Below are 17,162 nucleotides of genomic sequence, written 5' to 3' on the forward strand. Positions count from 1 at the left end.
ACCGCCACGCAAAACCCGCCGGATGTACGCCGTCACCGCCGACTTCAAAAACGAGGAACTGCTGGCCGATGCCAGCGAAACACTTGCTTCGGCCAGAACCATCGCCCATGACTTCGCCCATCTGGTACCCGCGTCGCAACGCAGGACGCTGTTGGGGATCGCGCAGCTGATCATGCTCGGCGAGCTGGCGGTGAATCGGGTGATGGATAATCTGGAATTGCCGCAGTAACAAGGATCTGTGACAAAGCCTTGAATGAGGCGGTGTGCCTGCTGACGCCTTCGTGGGCAAGCCCGCTCCCACAGAGGATTTCTGTCGGTCACACGACTGCGTTTACAGCGCCAGATGTGTAGGAGCGAGCCTGCTCGCGAAGGCGGAGGGTCAGTCAGTGAGATGTCGACTGGAAAACCCCCTTCGCGAGCAAGCCCGCTCCCACAGGGGATTTCTGTCGGTCACACGGCTGCGTTTACAGCGCCAGATGTGTGGGAGCGAGCCTGCTCGCGAAGGCGGTGGGTCAGTCAGTGAGAGGTCGACTGGAAAACCCCATTCGCGAGCTGGCTCGCTCCCACAGGGGATCTGGGGTGGCTTTGAACATGCGGGTTAGTCTTCCCCATCCTCGCGGGCAGAAAGATCAAAAGATCGCAGTTTTCGGCGGTTCATACAGGTTGGTATTGCAACTGCAGGAGCTGCTGAAGGCTGCGATCTTTCGTTTAAACGCCGGTCACTGGGCAATCAGGATCTGTTTGGGCGAAATTTCGCCAAACTTGAGTTGCTTGCCATTGAGGTACTGCGTCCCTCGCAGCAACTTCGTTCCCTCCACCTCGACTTCGTCCTCATCCATATACATGAACACGACCTTCGTCACAGGCGCATGAATGCGAGGACCTCGAAGGTGAATCCCGGGTCCGGTCAGGTGACCTTCCAACAGGTTGAGCGCCCAATGGAACCGCATGATCGGCAACTCACCAAGTTGAATCATTGGGTGATCGTCCAGCGATCGAAAATCCCTGCTGGCAATGATGCGTAACTTGCCGCCGACCGTTTCAAACCTCGGCTTGCCATAGCGCACTGCCAGTTCCGGACCGGTCGCCCATTGATCCATGTAATACCGTGGTGAGGTGAACAGCTCGAACAAGGCCTTTTTGTCGAGAATATGTCCGGCGGCATCAAACAGGTAGTTGTAGGAATAGTGGTAAGCCAGGCCGTCCAGCTCTGGCCTGATGGCATTCACCGGATTGTTCAGATACCCCGGGATATAAACATTGGCCATTTGCACAAAGTGGGTGAAGTCCAGATCCAGGTCGAAGCTCGCCGTGTAACGGATGCTCCGCTCCTTCGGGTTTTCCTCCAGTCGCCCTGAAACAAACTCCAGCGTCATTCCTTCAAGCTTTCTATAGATTCGCTCCACCATGATTGTGCTCTCTGCGCTACGGGATTATTCCCAAGCCCATGGCACCTCAGTGGAAGCCGGCCGTCTACTGTCAGAACTAACAGGTACAGAGGGATTTCAGACAGACGGCAACCATCAGGTATCGCGACGCAAATCCGGCGGAATCGGCAAATCGTCCTTGAGCGGGTCCGGGCGCTTGCCCTTGCCGGCGCGGTACTGGCGGATCTGATAGACGTAGGCCAAGACCTGGGCAACCGCCAGGTAGAGCCCGCCGGGGATTTCCTGATCCAGCTCAGTGGAGTAGTAGATCGAACGCGCCAGCCCCGGCGATTCAAGCAGCATGACATTGTTGGCCACGGCGATTTCGCGGATCTTCAAGGCGAGGAAGTCGCTGCCCTTGGCCAGCAGTACAGGCGCCCCGCCCTTCTCCGAGTCGTACTTGAGGGCGACGGCGTAGTGAGTCGGGTTGGTGATGACCACGTCGGCGTCAGGAATCGCCGCCATCATGCGCCGCTGGGACATCTCGCGCTGGGTCTGGCGGATGCGCTGTTTGACCTCCGGGCGACCCTCCTGATCCTTATGTTCGTCGCGCACTTCCTGCTTGGTCATCAGCAGTTTCTTGTGGGCTTCCCAGAGCTGTACCGGTACGTCGACGGCGGCAATGATGATCAAGCCGCAGGCCAGCCATAACGTACTCCAGCCGACCAGCGTGACGCTGTGAATGATCGCCATCTCAAGCGGCTCGTGGGCGATCCGCAATAAATCATCGACGTCGGCTGACAACACCACCAACGCCACGCCCAAGGTGATCAGGAACTTGGCCAGCGCCTTGAGCAGTTCGACCACTGCCTTGAACGAGAACATCCGCTTCAGGCCCGCTGCCGGGTTCATCCGACTGAACTTGGGCGCCATGGAGCCGGCCGCGAACAGCCAGCCACCAAGGGAAATCGGCCCGATCAGCGCCGCCAGCAACAGAGTGATCATGATTGGCTGGATCGCCAGCAGTGCCATCTGCCCCGACTGCAACAGAAACGCGCCCATGGAACCCTGATCCATGATCACCTCACGCGAGAGCGTGAAGTTCAGGCGCATCAGTTCCATCAGGTCTTCGGCCAGCATGCCGCCGAACACCAGCAACGCACCGGCACCGGCCATCATCACGGCGAGGGTGTTGAGTTCTTTGGAACGGGCAATCTCACCCTTCTCACGGGAGTCTTTTTTGCGTTTGTCCGTGGGGTCTTCTGTTTTGTCCTGACCGCTTTCGCTCTCTGCCATGACTCAGCGCGCCCGTGCCAGTTCGCGTAACAGTTGCAAGGCTTCAGTGGCCAGCGGCTGATACTGATTGAGAATGTCTGCCAGACCGACCCAGACGATGAACAGGCCGAGCACCAGGGTCAGCGGAAAACCGATGGAGAAAATGTTCAGTTGCGGCGCGGCGCGAGTCATCACGCCAAATGCGATGTTGACCACCAGCAACGCGGTGACTGCCGGCAACACCAGCAACAACGCCGCGCCCAGTACCCAGCCGAGTTTGCCGGCCAGCTCCCAGTATTGCGCGGTCATCAGTCCGCCGCCGACCGGCAGTGTGGTGAAGCTCTCTGTGAGGACTTCGAACACCACCAGATGGCCGTTCATTGACAGGAACAACAGCGTCACGAGCATGGTGAAGAACTGCCCGATCACCGCCACCGAAACGCCGTTGGCCGGGTCGACCATCGAGGCGAAGCCCATGCCCATCTGGATCGCGACGATCTGCCCGGCCACGGCGAAGGCCTGGAAAAACAGTTGCAGGGAAAACCCGAGTACCGCTCCGACCAGAATCTGCTCGGCAATCAATAGCAAACCGCTCAGATCGAGCGGACTGACCGCTGGCATCGGCGGCAGGCTCGGCGCGATGCATACGGTAATCGCCACCGCGAAATACAGGCGGATCCGGCGCGATACCAAAGTGGTGCCGAACACCGGCATCACCATCAGCATCGAGGCGACACGAAACAGCGGCAACATGAACGACGCCACCCAGGTGCTGATCTGGGTGTCGGTCAGCTGAAGCAGCGATTGCATGGCTTAGCCGATGACCATCGGGATGTTTTTGTACAACTGAATGATGTATTCCATGAACGTCTGCACGATCCACGGACCGGCGACGATCAGGGTCACCAACATTACCAGCAGCCGCGGCAGGAAGCTCAGGGTCTGTTCGTTGATCTGCGTGGCGGCCTGGAACATCGCCACCAGCAAGCCGACCAGCAGGCTCGGCACCACCAGAATCGCCACCATCAAGGTGGTCAGCCACAGCGCTTCACGAAAGATATCGACCGCGACTTCCGGCGTCATGGCGAGACACCTCCGAAACTGCTGGCCAGAGTGCCGATGATCAGCGCCCAGCCATCGACCAGCACGAACAGCATGATTTTGAACGGCAGCGAGATGATCAGCGGCGAGAGCATCATCATCCCCATCGCCATCAGCACACTGGCCACAACCAGGTCGATGATCAGGAACGGAATGAAGATCATGAAGCCGATCTGGAACGCGGTTTTAAGTTCGGAAGTCACGAAGGCCGGCACCAGAATGGTCAGCGGCGCCTGATCCGGGGTGGCGATGTCGGTGCGTTTGGACAGGCGCATGAACAGCTCCAGATCGCTGGTGCGCGTCTGGGCGAGCATGAAGTCCTTGATCGGCACCTGGGCCTTTTCCACCGCTTGCTGGGCGGTGAGCTTTTCCGCCAGATACGGTTGCAGGGCATCGTTGTTCACCCGGTCGAACACCGGCGCCATGATGAACAGGGTCAGGAACAGCGCCATGCCGGTAAGGATCTGGTTCGACGGCGTCTGTTGCAGGCCGAGGGCCTGACGCAGGATCGAGAAGACGATGATGATCCGGGTGAAGCTGGTCATCAGAATCACGGCCGCCGGAATGAAGCTCAGGGCGGTCATGATCAGCAGGATCTGCAGACTGACCGAATACTCCTGCGCGCCGTCGGCGTTGGTGCCCAGCGTGATCGCCGGGATCGACAACGGATCGGCGGCGAACGCCAGTGGCGCGGCCAGCAACAGGGCCAGCGTCAAGACGATGCGTAGCGCACCCATTACTTCGTATCCTTCTGATCCTTGCCGAGAATCTTCAGCAGATGCTGGGCGAATTCCGGGGTCGCTTTTTCACTGGTCGCAGGCACCTCGACCGGTTCCTTGAGCACATGCAGCGCGGTGATCGTACCGGGGCTGAGGCCGAGCAGAATCTGCTCGTTGCCGACCTGCACCAGCAGCAAGCGGTCACGCGGACTGAGGGCGCGCGAACCGATCAGCTCGATCACTTGCCCCTTGCCCGCAGGCCCCGCCTGCTGCACCCGGCGCAACAGCCAGGCGAGGAAGAAGATCACCCCCAGCACCAGCAACAGGCCGAACACCAGTTGCGTCAGTTGCCCGGCCACACCGCTGTGGACCATCGGCGCGGTGGCCGCAGGCACTGCGGTTGTCGTCGACGGCTCGGCGGCCAGCACACTCAATGGCAATGCCAGCAATGCCCAGAGAAACCGTTTCACTCAGCGCAGCTTCTTGATGCGTTCGCTTGGGCTGATCACGTCAGTCAGGCGGATGCCGAACTTCTCGTTGACCACCACCACTTCACCGTGCGCAATCAGGGTGCCGTTGACCAGCACGTCCAGCGGCTCGCCGGCCAGGCGATCGAGCTCGATCACCGATCCCTGGTTGAGTTGCAGCAGGTTGCGAATGTTGATGTCGGTACTGCCCACTTCCATCGAGATCGACACCGGGATGTCGAGGATCACGTCCAGGTTCGGGCCGTCCAGCGTCACTGGATCGTTGTTTTTCGGCACACTGCCGAACTCTTCCATCGGCAGACGGTTGGAGCTGGCAGCGCCAGCGTCAGCGGCCAGCAGTGCATCGATGTCAGCCTGGCCGGCGTCACCGGTTTCTTCCAGGGCCGCAGCCCATTCATCGGCCAGTGCCTGATCGTCCTGCGCGTTCATATCGTCGTTCATCATGTGTCCTCGGCGGGCAACAATTCAGTTAAATGCGGGGGGTGAAAGGCGCCGCCTCAGCGACGCTCGATCGGCTCGATCACCTGCAACGCGAGGTTGCCTTTGTGCGAGCCCATCTTGACCTTGAAGGCCGGCACGCCGTTGGCGCGCATGATCATGTCTTCCGGCATTTCCACCGGGATCACGTCACCCGGCTGCATGTGCAGGATGTCGCGCAGTTTCAACTGACGGCGCGCCACGGTGGCGCCAATCGGCACATCGACATCGAGCACGTCCTGACGCAGCGCGTTGACCCAGCGCTCGTCCTGATCGTCGAGGTCGGACTGGAAACCGGCGTCGAGCATTTCCCGCACCGGCTCGATCATCGAGTACGGCATGGTCACGTGCAGGTCGCCGCCACCACCATCGAGTTCGATGTGGAACGTGGAGACCACAATCGCTTCGCTCGGGCCGACGATGTTGGCCATGGCCGGGTTCACTTCCGAGTTGATGTACTCGAAATTGACTTCCATGATCGCCTGCCAGGCTTCCTTCAGATCGACGAAGGCCTGCTCCAGCACCATGCGCACCACGCGCAGTTCGGTCGGGGTGAATTCACGCCCTTCGATCTTGGCGTGACGACCGTCGCCGCCGAAGAAGTTATCCACCAGTTTGAACACCAGTTTGGCGTCGAGGATGAACAGCGCGGTGCCGCGCAACGGTTTGATCTTGACCAGGTTGAGACTGGTCGGCACGTACAGCGAGTGTACGTATTCGCCGAACTTCATTACCTGCACGCCACCGACGGCAACGTCCGCCGAGCGGCGCAGCATGTTGAACATGCTGATGCGGGTGTAGCGGGCGAAACGCTCGTTGATCATTTCCAGCGTCGGCATGCGTCCACGGACGATGCGATCCTGGCTGGTCAGGTCATAGCTTTTGACACTGCCGGGTTCGGCAGCGTTATCGGTCTGTACCAGACCATCGTCGACGCCATGCAACAGCGCGTCGATTTCATCCTGGGACAGCAGATCCTGCACGGCCATGTCGTGTTCCTACTGCAGTACGAAATTAGTGAAAAGCAACTGTTCGATCACCACTTTGCCCAGCTCTTTCTGCGCCACTTCCTGGACGCTGGCTGTGGCCTTTTGGCGCAACATCTCCTGGCCGACCGGGGTCGCCAGTGTGGCGAAATCCTGACCGGAGAAGAGCATCACCAGATTGTTGCGAATCACCGGCATGTGCACTTTGAGCGCTTCCAGATCGGCCTGATTACGCGCCAGCATGGTGATGCTCACCTGCATGTAGCGCTGACGGCCGTTCTGGTTGTAGTTGGCGACAAAGGCCGGCGCCATCGGCTCGAAAATCGCCGGTTGCTTGCCGACTGGCGCTGCATCAGCGGCCTCGGCAGGCTTGCTCTGGGCGCTGTGCATGAAGAACCAGGTCGCCCCCACGGATGCACCAATGGCCAACAGCAACGCCAGCACGATCACAATGATCAGCTTGAGTTTGCCTTTGGTTGCGGGGTCTTTCACTGCTGCTGTTTCGCTCTTCGCCATGCCAATAATCCGTCACTAATCGGGTTTTCACAGTCGCACGGCAAGGCAAGAGCAAGTGTTATGCCAGAAGTGTCGGTGGTAGTGGAGACAACGCTAAAGTCAAAGGCACCCTCACCCCTGCCCTCTCCCGGAGGGAGAGGGAGCCGACCGAGTTATTTTGCCGTGGTACGTCGACCTGAAGTACCGAGTCGACTATGGATTCGGCGTAAATAATCAGGTCGGCGAGCGTCCTGAGCATCCCCCAATCAGTCCCCTCTCCCTCTGGGAGAGGGCTAGGGTGAGGGGCTGTTGATTTGATCAGGCGTAATAGTCGACTGCGCTGCTGCCGATCACGCTGGTGGTTTGCGCAGCGGCTTCAGCAATGGCAGCAGGCGCCGGTTCTTCATCCGCCGAATCGAGGCGACCGCCGGCAGCGCTGGTGCGACCACTCTGGCCCTGCTGCGCCTGCTCCTGGCCTTGCTGCCCCTGCCAGCCCCGATTCTGGTCGGCAACATTGACGTCGACCTGCCCCATGCCCTGCTGATTGAACATTTCGCGCAGACGATGCATCTGCCCGTCCAGCGCTTCACGCACACTTGGATGCGCGCTCATGAAGGTCACTTGCGTCTGCTGATCCGGAACCATGTTGACGCGAATGTCCAGACGCCCTAGCTCAGCCGGCTGCAATTGAATGTCCGCCGCCTTCAGATTGGCGCTCGACAGATACATGACGCGGTTGACCACTTCTTCGGTCCAGCCGCTCTGGTGCATGGCGATCGGCTGGTTCACCGGTACGGCGTTGGCTGTTTTTGGCGTGGCGGCCTGAGTCAGTGCCGCCAGACGGTTGGCGAAGTCATCCACGCGGGTATCGCTGGTCGCGTTCTTGAGGTCCTTGAGGCCGTCGTCGATCAAGCCGCTGAACGCCTTCTCGCCCCCCTGGCTGGTGCTGTCCTTGTCGGCTTGCACGTCGAGCATGCTGGCCATGCCGGCGGCGAAATTCTGTGCTGCAGTCAATTCGCCGTCGGCCTGCGCCTGAGCCGGCGACGCCTTCGGTTGTGCCTGGCTGGCAGCGGAAATATGCCCGCCCTGCTCCATGGCCATGCGCACGGCTGGCATCGAGTCGAGGGGATCGGCAGCAGGATCGAAATCACTGTCAGTGGTCGGTGACGGATCTTTGACCGTACCCGGCAATGCGGCGAGCGCAAGGGTTTCAGTGTCTGGCTGGGCCGTGGCTACAACAGTCGGCGTCTGCACCACAGCTGCCGTGACCACCGGCTGCACAGCCGTTGCCAGTGCCGGATCGAGTGTCGGGTCAACCGGCGCAGCATCCACCACCGGAGTCTGCGCGGCGTCAGTGTTGTCGTCGCTGCTGGCGCTGGTGTCATCGGTCGCTGCAGTTTTGTCGGCAGGCAAGTCGTTGCCGCTTTCGGCAACCGCCGGTTGCGCAGCGGCAGACGAATCTTTGCCAACGTCCTTTTTGCCGCTGCTGTCAGCGACCTTGTCCCGTGAAGACCTGGGCGAATTGTCAGCGGTGGCGACAGGCTTGCTCGACCCCTGATCGGCGAACACTTTGGCGAAGCTGGAGGCTTTATCCCCGGTATCTACGGCCATGGCCGACGCTTTGGCAGAGGCGGCTTGCGCCTTGGCCTGAGCGGCATTCTGAAGAAGGATGTTGGGGGTCGCAGGCATGAAACGGTCTCCGCTGCACTGGGATCGTAGGTACAGTTGCGCAGATAACTGCAAGTGCCGGGCCAGTTTTGTCCGGCGCTTGAGAAAAGCGCCGGATGGCGGGTCAATGCGTGTGTGCGTGGTGTTTTTCGTTTTCGTAAACCGGGCGGACTTCGGCGAACTCGCCCGTGATGTCCGCGACCAGCCTGGCAATGTCCGAGGGGCTTTTGATTTTGGCTCCCGATTCCAGCTCCTGGCAGAGCTCCGCCAACCGGACAGCCCCCATGTTACTGGCACTGCCCTTGAAACTATGGGCAGCTTCCGACAACGCTTTGGCATCCGAGGCCTTTTGCAACTCGTGCAAGCGATTTTCGGAATCGGCCAGAAAGGTATCCAGAAGCTCCGGATACCCCTCTTCCATGACTTCGCGCAGTACGCTCAGCACCTCGCGATCGATATGTGTGTCAGTCACTTGTTCACTCCTTGATCAAGAATTGCGCGAATTATGCCTCAACCTCCCAGGAAAACTCCACGCGGGCACTACGACCTTCGTCCGACCAACTGGCGTTATGCCCCAATTGCCGGACCAGACTGACGCCGCGCCCCGACAAACGGACACCGTCCAGCGGCCGCTCCATGATGCGCGCCACATCAAAACCCTTGCCGCTGTCTTCGACGCGAATCACCAGGCGGCCGCCCTCGCCTTGTGGCTGCACCTGCAGATGCACGCGGACAAAACCGTCCTGTAGCGCCTCCAGCCGATCATTGCGCTGCTGATAATACCGGGCAAAACCCGCCGCATCGCGCTTGAGGCCGGAATCCAGCCCCAGCACGCCGTGCTCCAGCGCATTGGAATACAACTCGGCCAGCACGCTGTATAAAGCGCCACTCTGTCCCCGCAGCCCATGCACCTCAAGCAGCAACTGCAACAGGTACGGCAAGGGATTGAAGCGCTTGAGCGTGGCCCCGCGAAATTCGAAGCTCACTGACCAGTCGAGCGGGGACGACTGACCGCTGTCGGAATACACCGGCGCCGAAGGCTTGACCTGCGCCAGCTCCAGCAGGCTGACCTCGACCATGCTGACATCGTCGCGCGCCTCGCCGCGAAAATCCCGCAGCGCCTGCTCGATATCCTCGAACAAGCGATCCGGCTCGCGATTGGCGGCAAACACTTGCTGCAAACGCTCGACCCCGAACAGTTGATCACTGGCATCGCTGGTGTCGATCACGCCGTCGGACAACAGAAAGACCCGATCACCGGCGGCCATCGGATGCACTTCCGTACGGTCATCGAACGCCTGCGCGCTCAGCACGCCCAACGGCAAATGCCGTGCTGCCAGTGGTTCACGCTCGCCCGTGGCGATCCGGTGCAAATACCCGTCGGGCATGCCGCCATTCCATACCTCTACGCAGCGGCGCTGGAAGCTGAGGCACAGCAGCGTCGCACAGCAGAACATGTCCACCGGCAGGATGCGTTTGAGCTTGGCATTCATCTCGCGCAGCGTTTCCGCCAAGCCATAACCCTTGGCGGTCATGCCATAGAACACTTCGGCCAGCGGCATCGCACCGACCGCTGCCGGCAGGCCATGGCCGGTGAAATCGCCTAACAGCACATGCATGTCACCCGCCGGCGTGTAGGCCGCCAACAGCAGGTCACCGTTGAACAAGGCATAGGGCGATTGCAGGTAACGGATGTTCGGCGCACTCAGGCAGCCGGAGTGCGCGACCTTATCGAACACCGCTTTGGCGACGCGCTGTTCGTTGAGCAGGTAATCATGGTGCCTGGCGATCAGGTCGCGCTGTTGCAACACCGTTGCCTGCAAGCGGCGCAAGCGATCCATCGCCTTGATTTTGGCGGCGAGGATCACCTGGTTGTAAGGCTTCGCCAGAAAGTCGTCACCGCCAGCCTCCAGACATCGAGCCAGCGCCTCGCTTTCAGTCAGCGACGTGAGAAAAATAATCGGCACCAGCGTCTCGCCCGCCAGCGCCTTGATCCGCCGTGCCGCCTCGAAGCCATCCATGACTGGCATCATCGCGTCCATCAGCACCAGATCGGGTTGTTGTTGCTGAAAAGTTTCGACCGCTTCGGCGCCATTAGCCGCTGTCAGCACCTGATGGCCCTGGCGACGGACGATGGTCGACAACAGCAGCCGGTCGGCGGCGCTGTCTTCAGCGATCAGGATAATCAGCGGCTCTTGCGCCAGCATGGGCGTCAACTGATGTCGAAGAGTTTGTCGAAATTGGAAATCGCGAGGATTTTCTTCACATCGGAACTGCTGTTGACGACGCGGATATCCGACTCGTCCCCACCGGCGTGGTCTCGCAGCAGGAGCAGCATGCCCAGCGCCGAGCTGTCGAGGTAAGTGGCCTTCTTCAGATCCACGACTATGGATTCAGGCTTCTCGTGGAGTCGCTCATAGGACTCGCGAAACTCCTGATGCCGACCGAAATCGAATCGCCCCTCGATCGATATCGTCAGCTTTTTCCCATCTTGAGAGACTTCTGTAACGACTGACATTAACTGGCTTCCTTGTCATTGACGAACCTGTACAAGGTTTAGCACCTGCACAGGGTTGCAGCAAGGCGCATCACAGAACCAAATGTGGGAGCGAGCTTGCTCGCGAAGGCGTCGTATCAGTCAACAATTCAGTCAACTGAGCGATTGCCTTCGCGAGCAGGCTCGCTCCCACAGGGTTTAGCGGCGCGGTTTAGAACGGATTCTGCCGCGGTAACCGCTGCGACAACTCATCAAGCAGCTTCTGTTCGCGCTTGTCTTCGAGGCGTTGCGCTTCTTCGCGATAGCGCTGTACCAGTTTGCGCAAACCCTCGACCTTGGCGAATGCCTGTTGCCATTCCTCGCGAGCCTTGTCGAGCTTGTTCTGGTGCCAGACCAAGCTCTGCCGCTGCTGATCAACCGCAGTGTCGAGCTGCGCCAGAAAGCCCTGAAAACCGAGCAGCCATTGCCCGGTCACGCCGGTGCTGCCGCGCACGATCCATTGCTGCGAGTAATCCAGACGAAAGGCATTGAGGTCGGCCAGTTTGCTTTCCGCAACCTTCACCTGGCCCTGAAAATAGCCCAGCCGTTGCACGGCGGCTTTCTCGGCCTTTTCGGCCATGTCCACCACCGGTGCCAGGCGTGCAGCGCGGCTGACGGCCATGGCCGGTTACCCGCCCGCCGCCGGGGCGAACAAGGTCTCGAGATAGGCCTGGCTTTCACCCATGTTGATTTTGTCGTTGAGGCCCTGACGCTGGTAGCGGACCAACTGCGGCTGCAAAGAGATCGCCAGATCGGTCTCGCGGTCGCCGCCGGCGACGTAGGCGCCGACGCTGATCAGATCGCGGCTCTGCTGATAGCGCGACCACAACTGCTTGAAGTATTGCGCGCGCTGCATGTGCTCCGGGGAGACCACCGCCGGCATCACCCGGCTGATCGATGCTTCGATGTCGATGGCCGGATAGTGCCCCTCTTCGGCCAGACGCCGGGACAAGACAATGTGGCCGTCGAGTACGCCTCGCGCCGAGTCGGCAATCGGGTCCTGCTGGTCATCGCCTTCGGACAACACGGTGTAGAACGCGGTAATCGAACCGCCGCCCTTCTCGGCGTTACCGGCACGCTCGACCAGTTTCGGCAACTTGGCGAACACCGAGGGCGGATAACCCTTGGTCGCCGGCGGTTCGCCGATGGCCAGGGCGATTTCCCGCTGGGCCTGGGCGAAACGGGTCAGCGAATCCATCAGCAACAGGACGTTCTTGCCCTTGTCGCGAAAATACTCGGCGATCCGCGTGCAATACATGGCAGCGCGCAGACGCATCAGCGGCGCATCGTCCGCCGGCGAGGCGACCACGACGGAGCGCTTGAGGCCTTCTTCACCGAGGATGTGCTCGATGAATTCTTTAACCTCTCGACCCCGCTCACCGATCAGGCCAACGACGATAATGTCGGCCTCGGTGAAGCGGGTCATCATGCCCAGCAGTACGGATTTACCGACACCGGTACCGGCGAACAGACCCAGACGCTGGCCACGGCCGACCGTCAGCAAACCGTTGATGCAACGGATACCGACGTCCAGCGGCACGCTGATCGGGTCACGGTTGAGCGGGTTGATCGTCGGGCCGTCCATCGGCACCCAGTCTTCGGCCTTCATGCCGCCCTTGCCGTCCAGCGCACGACCGGCGCCATCAAGGACGCGCCCGAGCATGCTCATGCCCATCGGCAAGCGCCCGGTTTCGGCCAGCGGCACCACGCGGGCACCCGGAGCAATACCGGCGACGCTGCCGACCGGCATCAGGAACACCTTGCCGCCGGAAAAGCCCATGACTTCCGCTTCAACCTGAGACGGGTGGTAGCTGTCGTCGTTGATCACCAGGCAGCGCGTGCCCATGGCGGCGCGCAGGCCTTCGGCTTCAAGGGTGAGGCCGACCATGCGCAGCAGGCGACCTTCGAGAATCGGCGCGCCGGCAATCTCGGTGGCCTCAGCGTAAGTACTCAGGCGCTTGGCGAAACTGGTGCGTTCAAGGCGCATCGGGTTGGTCCGCGAGCGGCTCTTCAGGTGAGGCCGCCGGTTTTACATCTTCTGGAATATCCAGGCTCAAATCCGCCTCGGCCGGGTGCAAAGCCTGTTCGTGCAACTGATCGAACAGTTTGGCCATGACCTGAGCAACGCGGGTTTCGATGCTCGCATCGATGCGGCTGTGCTCGGTTTCCACCCGGCAACCGCCGGGCATCAGCGCTTCGTCTTCAACGATGCGCCAGGTTTCCTCATGACGCTCGCGCAGGGCTTTGGCCTGTTCGAAGTCCTGCGGATTGACGTACAGGCGTACGTTGTCGACGCCCAGCGGCAAAAGCTTGAGGGCGTCGCGCATGACGTGTTCGATCTGGCTGGAATCGATGGCCAGTTCGCGCTTGATCACCTGTTTGGTGATGTGTTGCACGAGATCGACCAGCGACTTTTCAATCTGCGTGTCTTGCTCGGCGATCGGCTCGAACAGGTTCGCCATCAACTGCTCAAGGCTAGCCAGCTTCGCCGCCAGCGCCACTTCAGCTTCCTGACGGACCTTGAGCGTGGCGCTGTGAAAGCCTTCCTTTTCGCCGATGCCGAAGCCCTCGTTGTAAGCCTCCTGACGGATGCTTTCGAGTTCTTCCAGAGTCAGTGGCTGGACTTCTTCCAGCGGCACTTCTTCCATTTCCGGCGGTTCGGGTTCCGGCTCAGGCTCGGGTTCCGGTTTCGGCGGGTCGAAGCTGGGCATGGCCCAGGATTCGAAACCCCGGACATCGCGGGCACGGATCAGATCCGTCACATCGTCGTCGTGCTTGTCCATGGGCTTAGATCATTTCCTCGCCACCTTTGCCGCCGAGTACGATCTCGCCAGCTTCGGCCATACGACGGGCAATGGTGAGGATTTCCTTCTGCGCGGTTTCGACGTCGCTGACGCGCACCGGGCCTTTGGCCTCGAGGTCGTCGCGCAACAGTTCGGCGGCACGCTTGGACATGTTCTTGAAGATCTTCTCTTTGACGCCTTCGTCCGAACCCTTGAGGGCCAGTACCAGCACATCGGAAGACACTTCGCGCAGCAACGCCTGGATACCGCGGTCGTCGACATCGGCGAGGTTGTTGAACACGAACATGAGGTCTTCGATCTGACCGGACAGGTCTTCGTCGACTTCGCGGATCGAGTCCATGAGCTGACCTTCGATCGAGCTGTCGAGGAAGTTCATGATGTCCGCCGCACGCTTGATGCCACCCAGGGTGGTGCGCGAGGCGTTCGAGTTGCCGGAGAACTGCTTCTCGAGAATCTGGTTGAGTTCTTTCAAGGCTGCCGGTTGCACGGTGTTCAACGACGAGACGCGCAGGATGATGTCCAGACGCACCTTGTGGTCGAAGTTACCGAGTACTTCCCCGGCCTGATCCGGGTCGAGGTACGCGACCACGATCGCCTGAATCTGCGGGTGCTCGTAACGGATCACGTCAGCAACGGCGCGCGGCTCCATCCATTTCAGGCTGTCGAGGCCACTGGTGTTGCCACCAAGCAGGATGCGGTCGATCAGGCCGTTGGCCTTGTCTTCGCCGAGTGCCTGGGTGAGCATTTTGCGCACGTAGTCATCGGAACCGACGCCGAGGCTGGTCTGGTCGCCGACGATGTCGACGAACTCGCTCATGACCTGCTCGACCTGTTCGCGATGGACGTTGCCCATCTGCGCCATGGCCACACCCACACGCTGAACCTCTTTCGGGCCCATGTGGCGCAGCACTTGCGCGGCATCGGTCGAACCCAGGGACAGCAGCAGAATCGCGGCTTTGTCGACCTTGGTCAGTTTGACGGCGGCGGCTCGGTTATCACTCATCTGCGTTAATCCACTCTTTTACGACCTGAGCCACGCGACCCGGGTCTTCAGCTACCAGACTCTTGATTGCATTCAGCTGTGCGTCATAACCCTCGCTCGGGCTCGGCAACAGAATGCTCTGCGGACCACCGAGGCTTACGCGGTCGTTGGCCAGGTCGCCGTCCAGGCCGCCCATGCCACCGAGTTCCACGTCACTGCCAAGACCGGCCAGCTCCTTGCCTTTGCCGCCACCGGTGATGTTGTTGAGCACCGGACGCAGCACACCAAACACCAGCACCAGGATGAACAACACACCCAGCACTTGTTTGACGATGTCCCAGAACCAAGGCTGGGAGTAGAACGGAATATCGGCAATCACCTCGCCGCGCTCGGCGGAGAACGGCATGTTGATCACGCTGACGCTGTCGCCACGGCTGGCGTCGAAACCGACCGCGTCCTGGACCAGACGCGTGAAGCGCGCCAATTCGTCGGCGCTCCACGGTGCTCGGGTGGTTTCGCCGTTGGCGGCGTTGATTTTGACCTGATCATCGACAACAACCGACACCGACAGGCGATTCAGGCGACCCTGCTGCTGTTTGGTGTGGCTGATGGAACGGTCGAGTTCGAAGTTCTTGGTCGATTGTTGACGCTTGTCTGCCGGGTAAGGCGCGAGCATTGGCTGGCCGGTGGCCGGGTCCATGATCTGCTGGCCGTTGGCATCCACCAATGGCTGACCCGGCTGCACCATGGCGGCCGGCGCTGCGGCGCCACCGGTGGTCTGCGGTGCCGAGGCTGGCGACGGTGGCTGGTTGCTCAGGGCACCCGGCACGCCTTGCGGGCCATTGCTGGCGGTGCGTTGTTCGTTGACCGACTGCTCGCTGCGCAACGCCGGTTGATCCGGGTTGAACTGCTCGGCAGTCGATTCGACGGCACTGAAATCGACGTCGGCAGAGACTTCAGCCTTGTAGCGATCGTTGCCCAGTACCGGTTGCAGAATGTTGTGCACGCGCTGGGTGAGCATGCTTTCCATACGGCGGCTGTAATCGAACTGCTTGCCGGCCATGGTCATTTCGGAGTTCTCCGCCTGATCAGAGAGCAGATTGCCCTTCTGGTCGACGACGGTGATCTGCGATTTGCTCAACTCAGGCACGGAAGTCGCGACCAGGTTGATGATCGCCACCACCTGACCCGGCTCCAGCGAACGACCGGAATACAGCTCGACCAGTACCGAAGCGCTTGGCTTGCGTTCATCCCGCACGAACACCGAACTCTTCGGAATCGCCAGGTGCACGCGAGCACCCTTGACGTTGTTCAGGCTGGAAATGGTCCGCGCCAGTTCACCTTCGAGGCCACGACGGTAACGGGTCGCTTCCATGAACTGGCTGGTGCCCAGACCCTGTTCCTTGTCGAGGATTTCGAAACCGATGTTGCCGTCGCTGGGAGTGACACCAGCGGCCGCGAGCTTGAGGCGCGCGCGCGACAGATCATCGGCCTTGACCAGCAAGGCGCCAGAGTTCGGTTCGACGGTGTAAGGAATGTCGGCAGAGGCCAGGGTGTCCATGACCTGCTTGGCATCCATGCCGGCAAGGCTGCCGTACAACGGACGGTAATCCGGCTGCTGCGACCACAGCACCACGGCAAAGCCAATCGCCACGCTCGCAGCCAGGCCGACCAACAGGCCCACCTGACGCAGCATGGTCATCTCGGAGAGGTTTTCCAGGAAGGACAGGCCGAACAGCGGCGGTTTGCCGTCTATCGGGGTGGCCTTGGCCGGAACGTTATCGGCGACTGCTTCTGCCATGACTCAATCTCGTCCTTAAACCGGCATCTGCATGATGTCTTGATAAGCCTGAACCAGCTTGTTGCGCACCTGGGTCAGAGCCTGGAACGACACGCTGGCTTTTTGCGAAGCGATCATCACGTCCGTCAGATCGACGCCGCTCTTGCCCACTTCAAATGCGTTGGCCAACTGAGTCGACGCCTGCTGGGTATCGCTGACCTTGTTGATCGCCTGACCGAGCATGTCGGAAAAGCTGCTGCCTCCCAGTTCAGGGACAGCGGTCGTCGATTTCGGCGCAGACATGGCATCCAGCTTCATGGCCTTCATGTCTGTCATCAACCGATTAAATTCAATACCTTGGCTCATGGTCTACTCTCTTGGGCGGCCCGCAATTTTTTGACACTCACTCGGCGGGTACACAGGTATTAGCAACAAGGGTGCCAGCTCATGGGCACCCCTTTGAGAAAAGCATTTTCAATTTTTT

The 17,162-nt window shown here is 60.4% G+C and carries 20 protein-coding genes; 1 reads left to right on the forward strand and 19 read right to left on the reverse strand.

What is annotated here, in order from left to right:
* Positions 1-229 (forward strand): DUF6124 family protein (locus ACM6IV_RS03835; protein ID WP_414868793.1); only part of this gene is annotated, 229 nt, incomplete at its 5' end.
* Positions 230-719: 490 nt separating this feature from the next.
* Here the strand turns inward: ACM6IV_RS03835 and ACM6IV_RS03840 are convergent.
* From ACM6IV_RS03840 to fliE, 19 genes are all read right to left on the reverse strand, one after another.
* Entirely contained in the window at positions 720-1,409 is a 690-nt protein-coding gene (locus tag ACM6IV_RS03840; protein ID WP_414868794.1) for a hypothetical protein, read from the reverse strand.
* A 114-nt stretch (positions 1,410-1,523) separates the two neighbouring features.
* Positions 1,524-2,663 carry a flagellar biosynthesis protein FlhB gene (gene flhB, locus ACM6IV_RS03845; RefSeq protein WP_414868795.1) on the reverse strand — a complete coding sequence of 380 codons (1,140 nt, stop codon included), beginning with the start codon at positions 2,661-2,663 and terminating at the stop codon, positions 1,524-1,526.
* 3 nt (positions 2,664-2,666) lie between these two features.
* Positions 2,667-3,452, reverse strand: coding sequence for a flagellar biosynthetic protein FliR (fliR, locus tag ACM6IV_RS03850; protein WP_122593412.1), 786 nt, complete (start codon positions 3,450-3,452; stop codon positions 2,667-2,669).
* Between the two features lie 3 nt (positions 3,453-3,455).
* Positions 3,456-3,725 (reverse strand): flagellar biosynthesis protein FliQ, encoded by a 270-nt coding sequence (gene fliQ, locus ACM6IV_RS03855; protein WP_007920026.1) that lies wholly within the window; start codon positions 3,723-3,725, stop codon positions 3,456-3,458.
* Positions 3,722-4,480, reverse strand: coding sequence for a flagellar type III secretion system pore protein FliP (gene fliP / locus ACM6IV_RS03860; RefSeq protein ID WP_007920027.1), 759 nt, complete (start codon positions 4,478-4,480; stop codon positions 3,722-3,724). Before fliP ends, fliQ begins: the two co-directional genes overlap by 4 nt.
* Positions 4,480-4,932, reverse strand: coding sequence for a flagellar biosynthetic protein FliO (gene fliO / locus ACM6IV_RS03865; protein ID WP_414868796.1), 453 nt, complete (start codon positions 4,930-4,932; stop codon positions 4,480-4,482). The genes fliP and fliO overlap by 1 nt, the downstream gene beginning before the upstream one ends.
* Positions 4,933-5,391, reverse strand: coding sequence for a flagellar motor switch protein FliN (gene fliN, locus ACM6IV_RS03870; protein WP_053118377.1), 459 nt, complete (start codon positions 5,389-5,391; stop codon positions 4,933-4,935). It abuts the gene before it with no gap.
* Positions 5,392-5,447: 56 nt separating this feature from the next.
* Positions 5,448-6,416, reverse strand: a complete 969-nt coding sequence (gene fliM / locus ACM6IV_RS03875) for a flagellar motor switch protein FliM (protein WP_003222890.1) — start codon at positions 6,414-6,416, stop codon at positions 5,448-5,450.
* 9 nt (positions 6,417-6,425) lie between these two features.
* Complete coding sequence (fliL, locus tag ACM6IV_RS03880; protein WP_007920033.1) at positions 6,426-6,929, reverse strand: flagellar basal body-associated protein FliL; 504 nt, start codon at positions 6,927-6,929, stop codon at positions 6,426-6,428.
* 297 nt (positions 6,930-7,226) lie between these two features.
* A complete protein-coding gene (locus ACM6IV_RS03885) occupies positions 7,227-8,597 on the reverse strand; it encodes a flagellar hook-length control protein FliK (protein WP_414868797.1) in 1,371 nt (456 codons plus the stop codon).
* 103 nt (positions 8,598-8,700) lie between these two features.
* Positions 8,701-9,048, reverse strand: coding sequence for an Hpt domain-containing protein (locus ACM6IV_RS03890; protein WP_414868798.1), 348 nt, complete (start codon positions 9,046-9,048; stop codon positions 8,701-8,703).
* 31 nt (positions 9,049-9,079) lie between these two features.
* Positions 9,080-10,783, reverse strand: a complete 1,704-nt coding sequence (locus ACM6IV_RS03895) for an ATP-binding SpoIIE family protein phosphatase (RefSeq protein WP_414868799.1) — start codon at positions 10,781-10,783, stop codon at positions 9,080-9,082.
* A 5-nt stretch (positions 10,784-10,788) separates the two neighbouring features.
* The gene (locus tag ACM6IV_RS03900; protein WP_414868800.1) at positions 10,789-11,094 is read right to left on the reverse strand and encodes an STAS domain-containing protein; all 306 of its coding nucleotides are present in this window, start codon (positions 11,092-11,094) and stop codon (positions 10,789-10,791) included.
* A gap of 190 nt (positions 11,095-11,284) precedes the next feature.
* The gene (fliJ, locus tag ACM6IV_RS03905; protein ID WP_414868801.1) at positions 11,285-11,734 is read right to left on the reverse strand and encodes a flagellar export protein FliJ; all 450 of its coding nucleotides are present in this window, start codon (positions 11,732-11,734) and stop codon (positions 11,285-11,287) included.
* Between the two features lie 6 nt (positions 11,735-11,740).
* The gene (gene fliI / locus ACM6IV_RS03910; RefSeq protein ID WP_116254413.1) at positions 11,741-13,099 is read right to left on the reverse strand and encodes a flagellar protein export ATPase FliI; all 1,359 of its coding nucleotides are present in this window, start codon (positions 13,097-13,099) and stop codon (positions 11,741-11,743) included.
* Positions 13,089-13,895, reverse strand: coding sequence for a flagellar assembly protein FliH (gene fliH / locus ACM6IV_RS03915; RefSeq protein WP_414868802.1), 807 nt, complete (start codon positions 13,893-13,895; stop codon positions 13,089-13,091). Before fliH ends, fliI begins: the two co-directional genes overlap by 11 nt.
* 4 nt (positions 13,896-13,899) lie before the next feature.
* Positions 13,900-14,919 (reverse strand): flagellar motor switch protein FliG, encoded by a 1,020-nt coding sequence (fliG, locus tag ACM6IV_RS03920; protein ID WP_039761172.1) that lies wholly within the window; start codon positions 14,917-14,919, stop codon positions 13,900-13,902.
* Complete coding sequence (fliF, locus tag ACM6IV_RS03925) at positions 14,912-16,699, reverse strand: flagellar basal-body MS-ring/collar protein FliF (protein ID WP_414868803.1); 1,788 nt, start codon at positions 16,697-16,699, stop codon at positions 14,912-14,914. The genes fliG and fliF overlap by 8 nt, the downstream gene beginning before the upstream one ends.
* 15 nt (positions 16,700-16,714) lie before the next feature.
* Positions 16,715-17,044, reverse strand: coding sequence for a flagellar hook-basal body complex protein FliE (gene fliE, locus ACM6IV_RS03930; RefSeq protein ID WP_414868804.1), 330 nt, complete (start codon positions 17,042-17,044; stop codon positions 16,715-16,717).
* Positions 17,045-17,162: the final 118 nt, after the last annotated feature.

The sequence above is a fragment of the Pseudomonas sp. IT-347P genome (assembly GCF_949768005.1).
Classification (GTDB): domain Bacteria; phylum Pseudomonadota; class Gammaproteobacteria; order Pseudomonadales; family Pseudomonadaceae; genus Aquipseudomonas.

Coding starts and splice junctions, on each gene's coding strand:
- ACM6IV_RS03840 (WP_414868794.1), bottom strand. CDS start 1,409: ATGGTGGAGCGAATCTATAGAAAGCTTGAAGGAATGACGCTGGAGTTT.
- flhB (WP_414868795.1), bottom strand. CDS start 2,663: ATGGCAGAGAGCGAAAGCGGTCAGGACAAAACAGAAGACCCCACGGAC.
- fliR (WP_122593412.1), bottom strand. CDS start 3,452: ATGCAATCGCTGCTTCAGCTGACCGACACCCAGATCAGCACCTGGGTG.
- fliQ (WP_007920026.1), bottom strand. CDS start 3,725: ATGACGCCGGAAGTCGCGGTCGATATCTTTCGTGAAGCGCTGTGGCTG.
- fliP (WP_007920027.1), bottom strand. CDS start 4,480: ATGGGTGCGCTACGCATCGTCTTGACGCTGGCCCTGTTGCTGGCCGCG.
- fliN (WP_053118377.1), bottom strand. CDS start 5,391: ATGAACGACGATATGAACGCGCAGGACGATCAGGCACTGGCCGATGAA.
- fliM (WP_003222890.1), bottom strand. CDS start 6,416: ATGGCCGTGCAGGATCTGCTGTCCCAGGATGAAATCGACGCGCTGTTG.
- fliL (WP_007920033.1), bottom strand. CDS start 6,929: ATGGCGAAGAGCGAAACAGCAGCAGTGAAAGACCCCGCAACCAAAGGC.
- ACM6IV_RS03885 (WP_414868797.1), bottom strand. CDS start 8,597: ATGCCTGCGACCCCCAACATCCTTCTTCAGAATGCCGCTCAGGCCAAG.
- ACM6IV_RS03895 (WP_414868799.1), bottom strand. CDS start 10,783: ATGCTGGCGCAAGAGCCGCTGATTATCCTGATCGCTGAAGACAGCGCC.
- ACM6IV_RS03900 (WP_414868800.1), bottom strand. CDS start 11,094: ATGTCAGTCGTTACAGAAGTCTCTCAAGATGGGAAAAAGCTGACGATA.
- fliJ (WP_414868801.1), bottom strand. CDS start 11,734: ATGGCCGTCAGCCGCGCTGCACGCCTGGCACCGGTGGTGGACATGGCC.
- fliI (WP_116254413.1), bottom strand. CDS start 13,099: ATGCGCCTTGAACGCACCAGTTTCGCCAAGCGCCTGAGTACTTACGCT.
- fliH (WP_414868802.1), bottom strand. CDS start 13,895: ATGGACAAGCACGACGACGATGTGACGGATCTGATCCGTGCCCGCGAT.
- fliG (WP_039761172.1), bottom strand. CDS start 14,919: ATGAGTGATAACCGAGCCGCCGCCGTCAAACTGACCAAGGTCGACAAA.
- fliF (WP_414868803.1), bottom strand. CDS start 16,699: ATGGCAGAAGCAGTCGCCGATAACGTTCCGGCCAAGGCCACCCCGATA.
- fliE (WP_414868804.1), bottom strand. CDS start 17,044: ATGAGCCAAGGTATTGAATTTAATCGGTTGATGACAGACATGAAGGCC.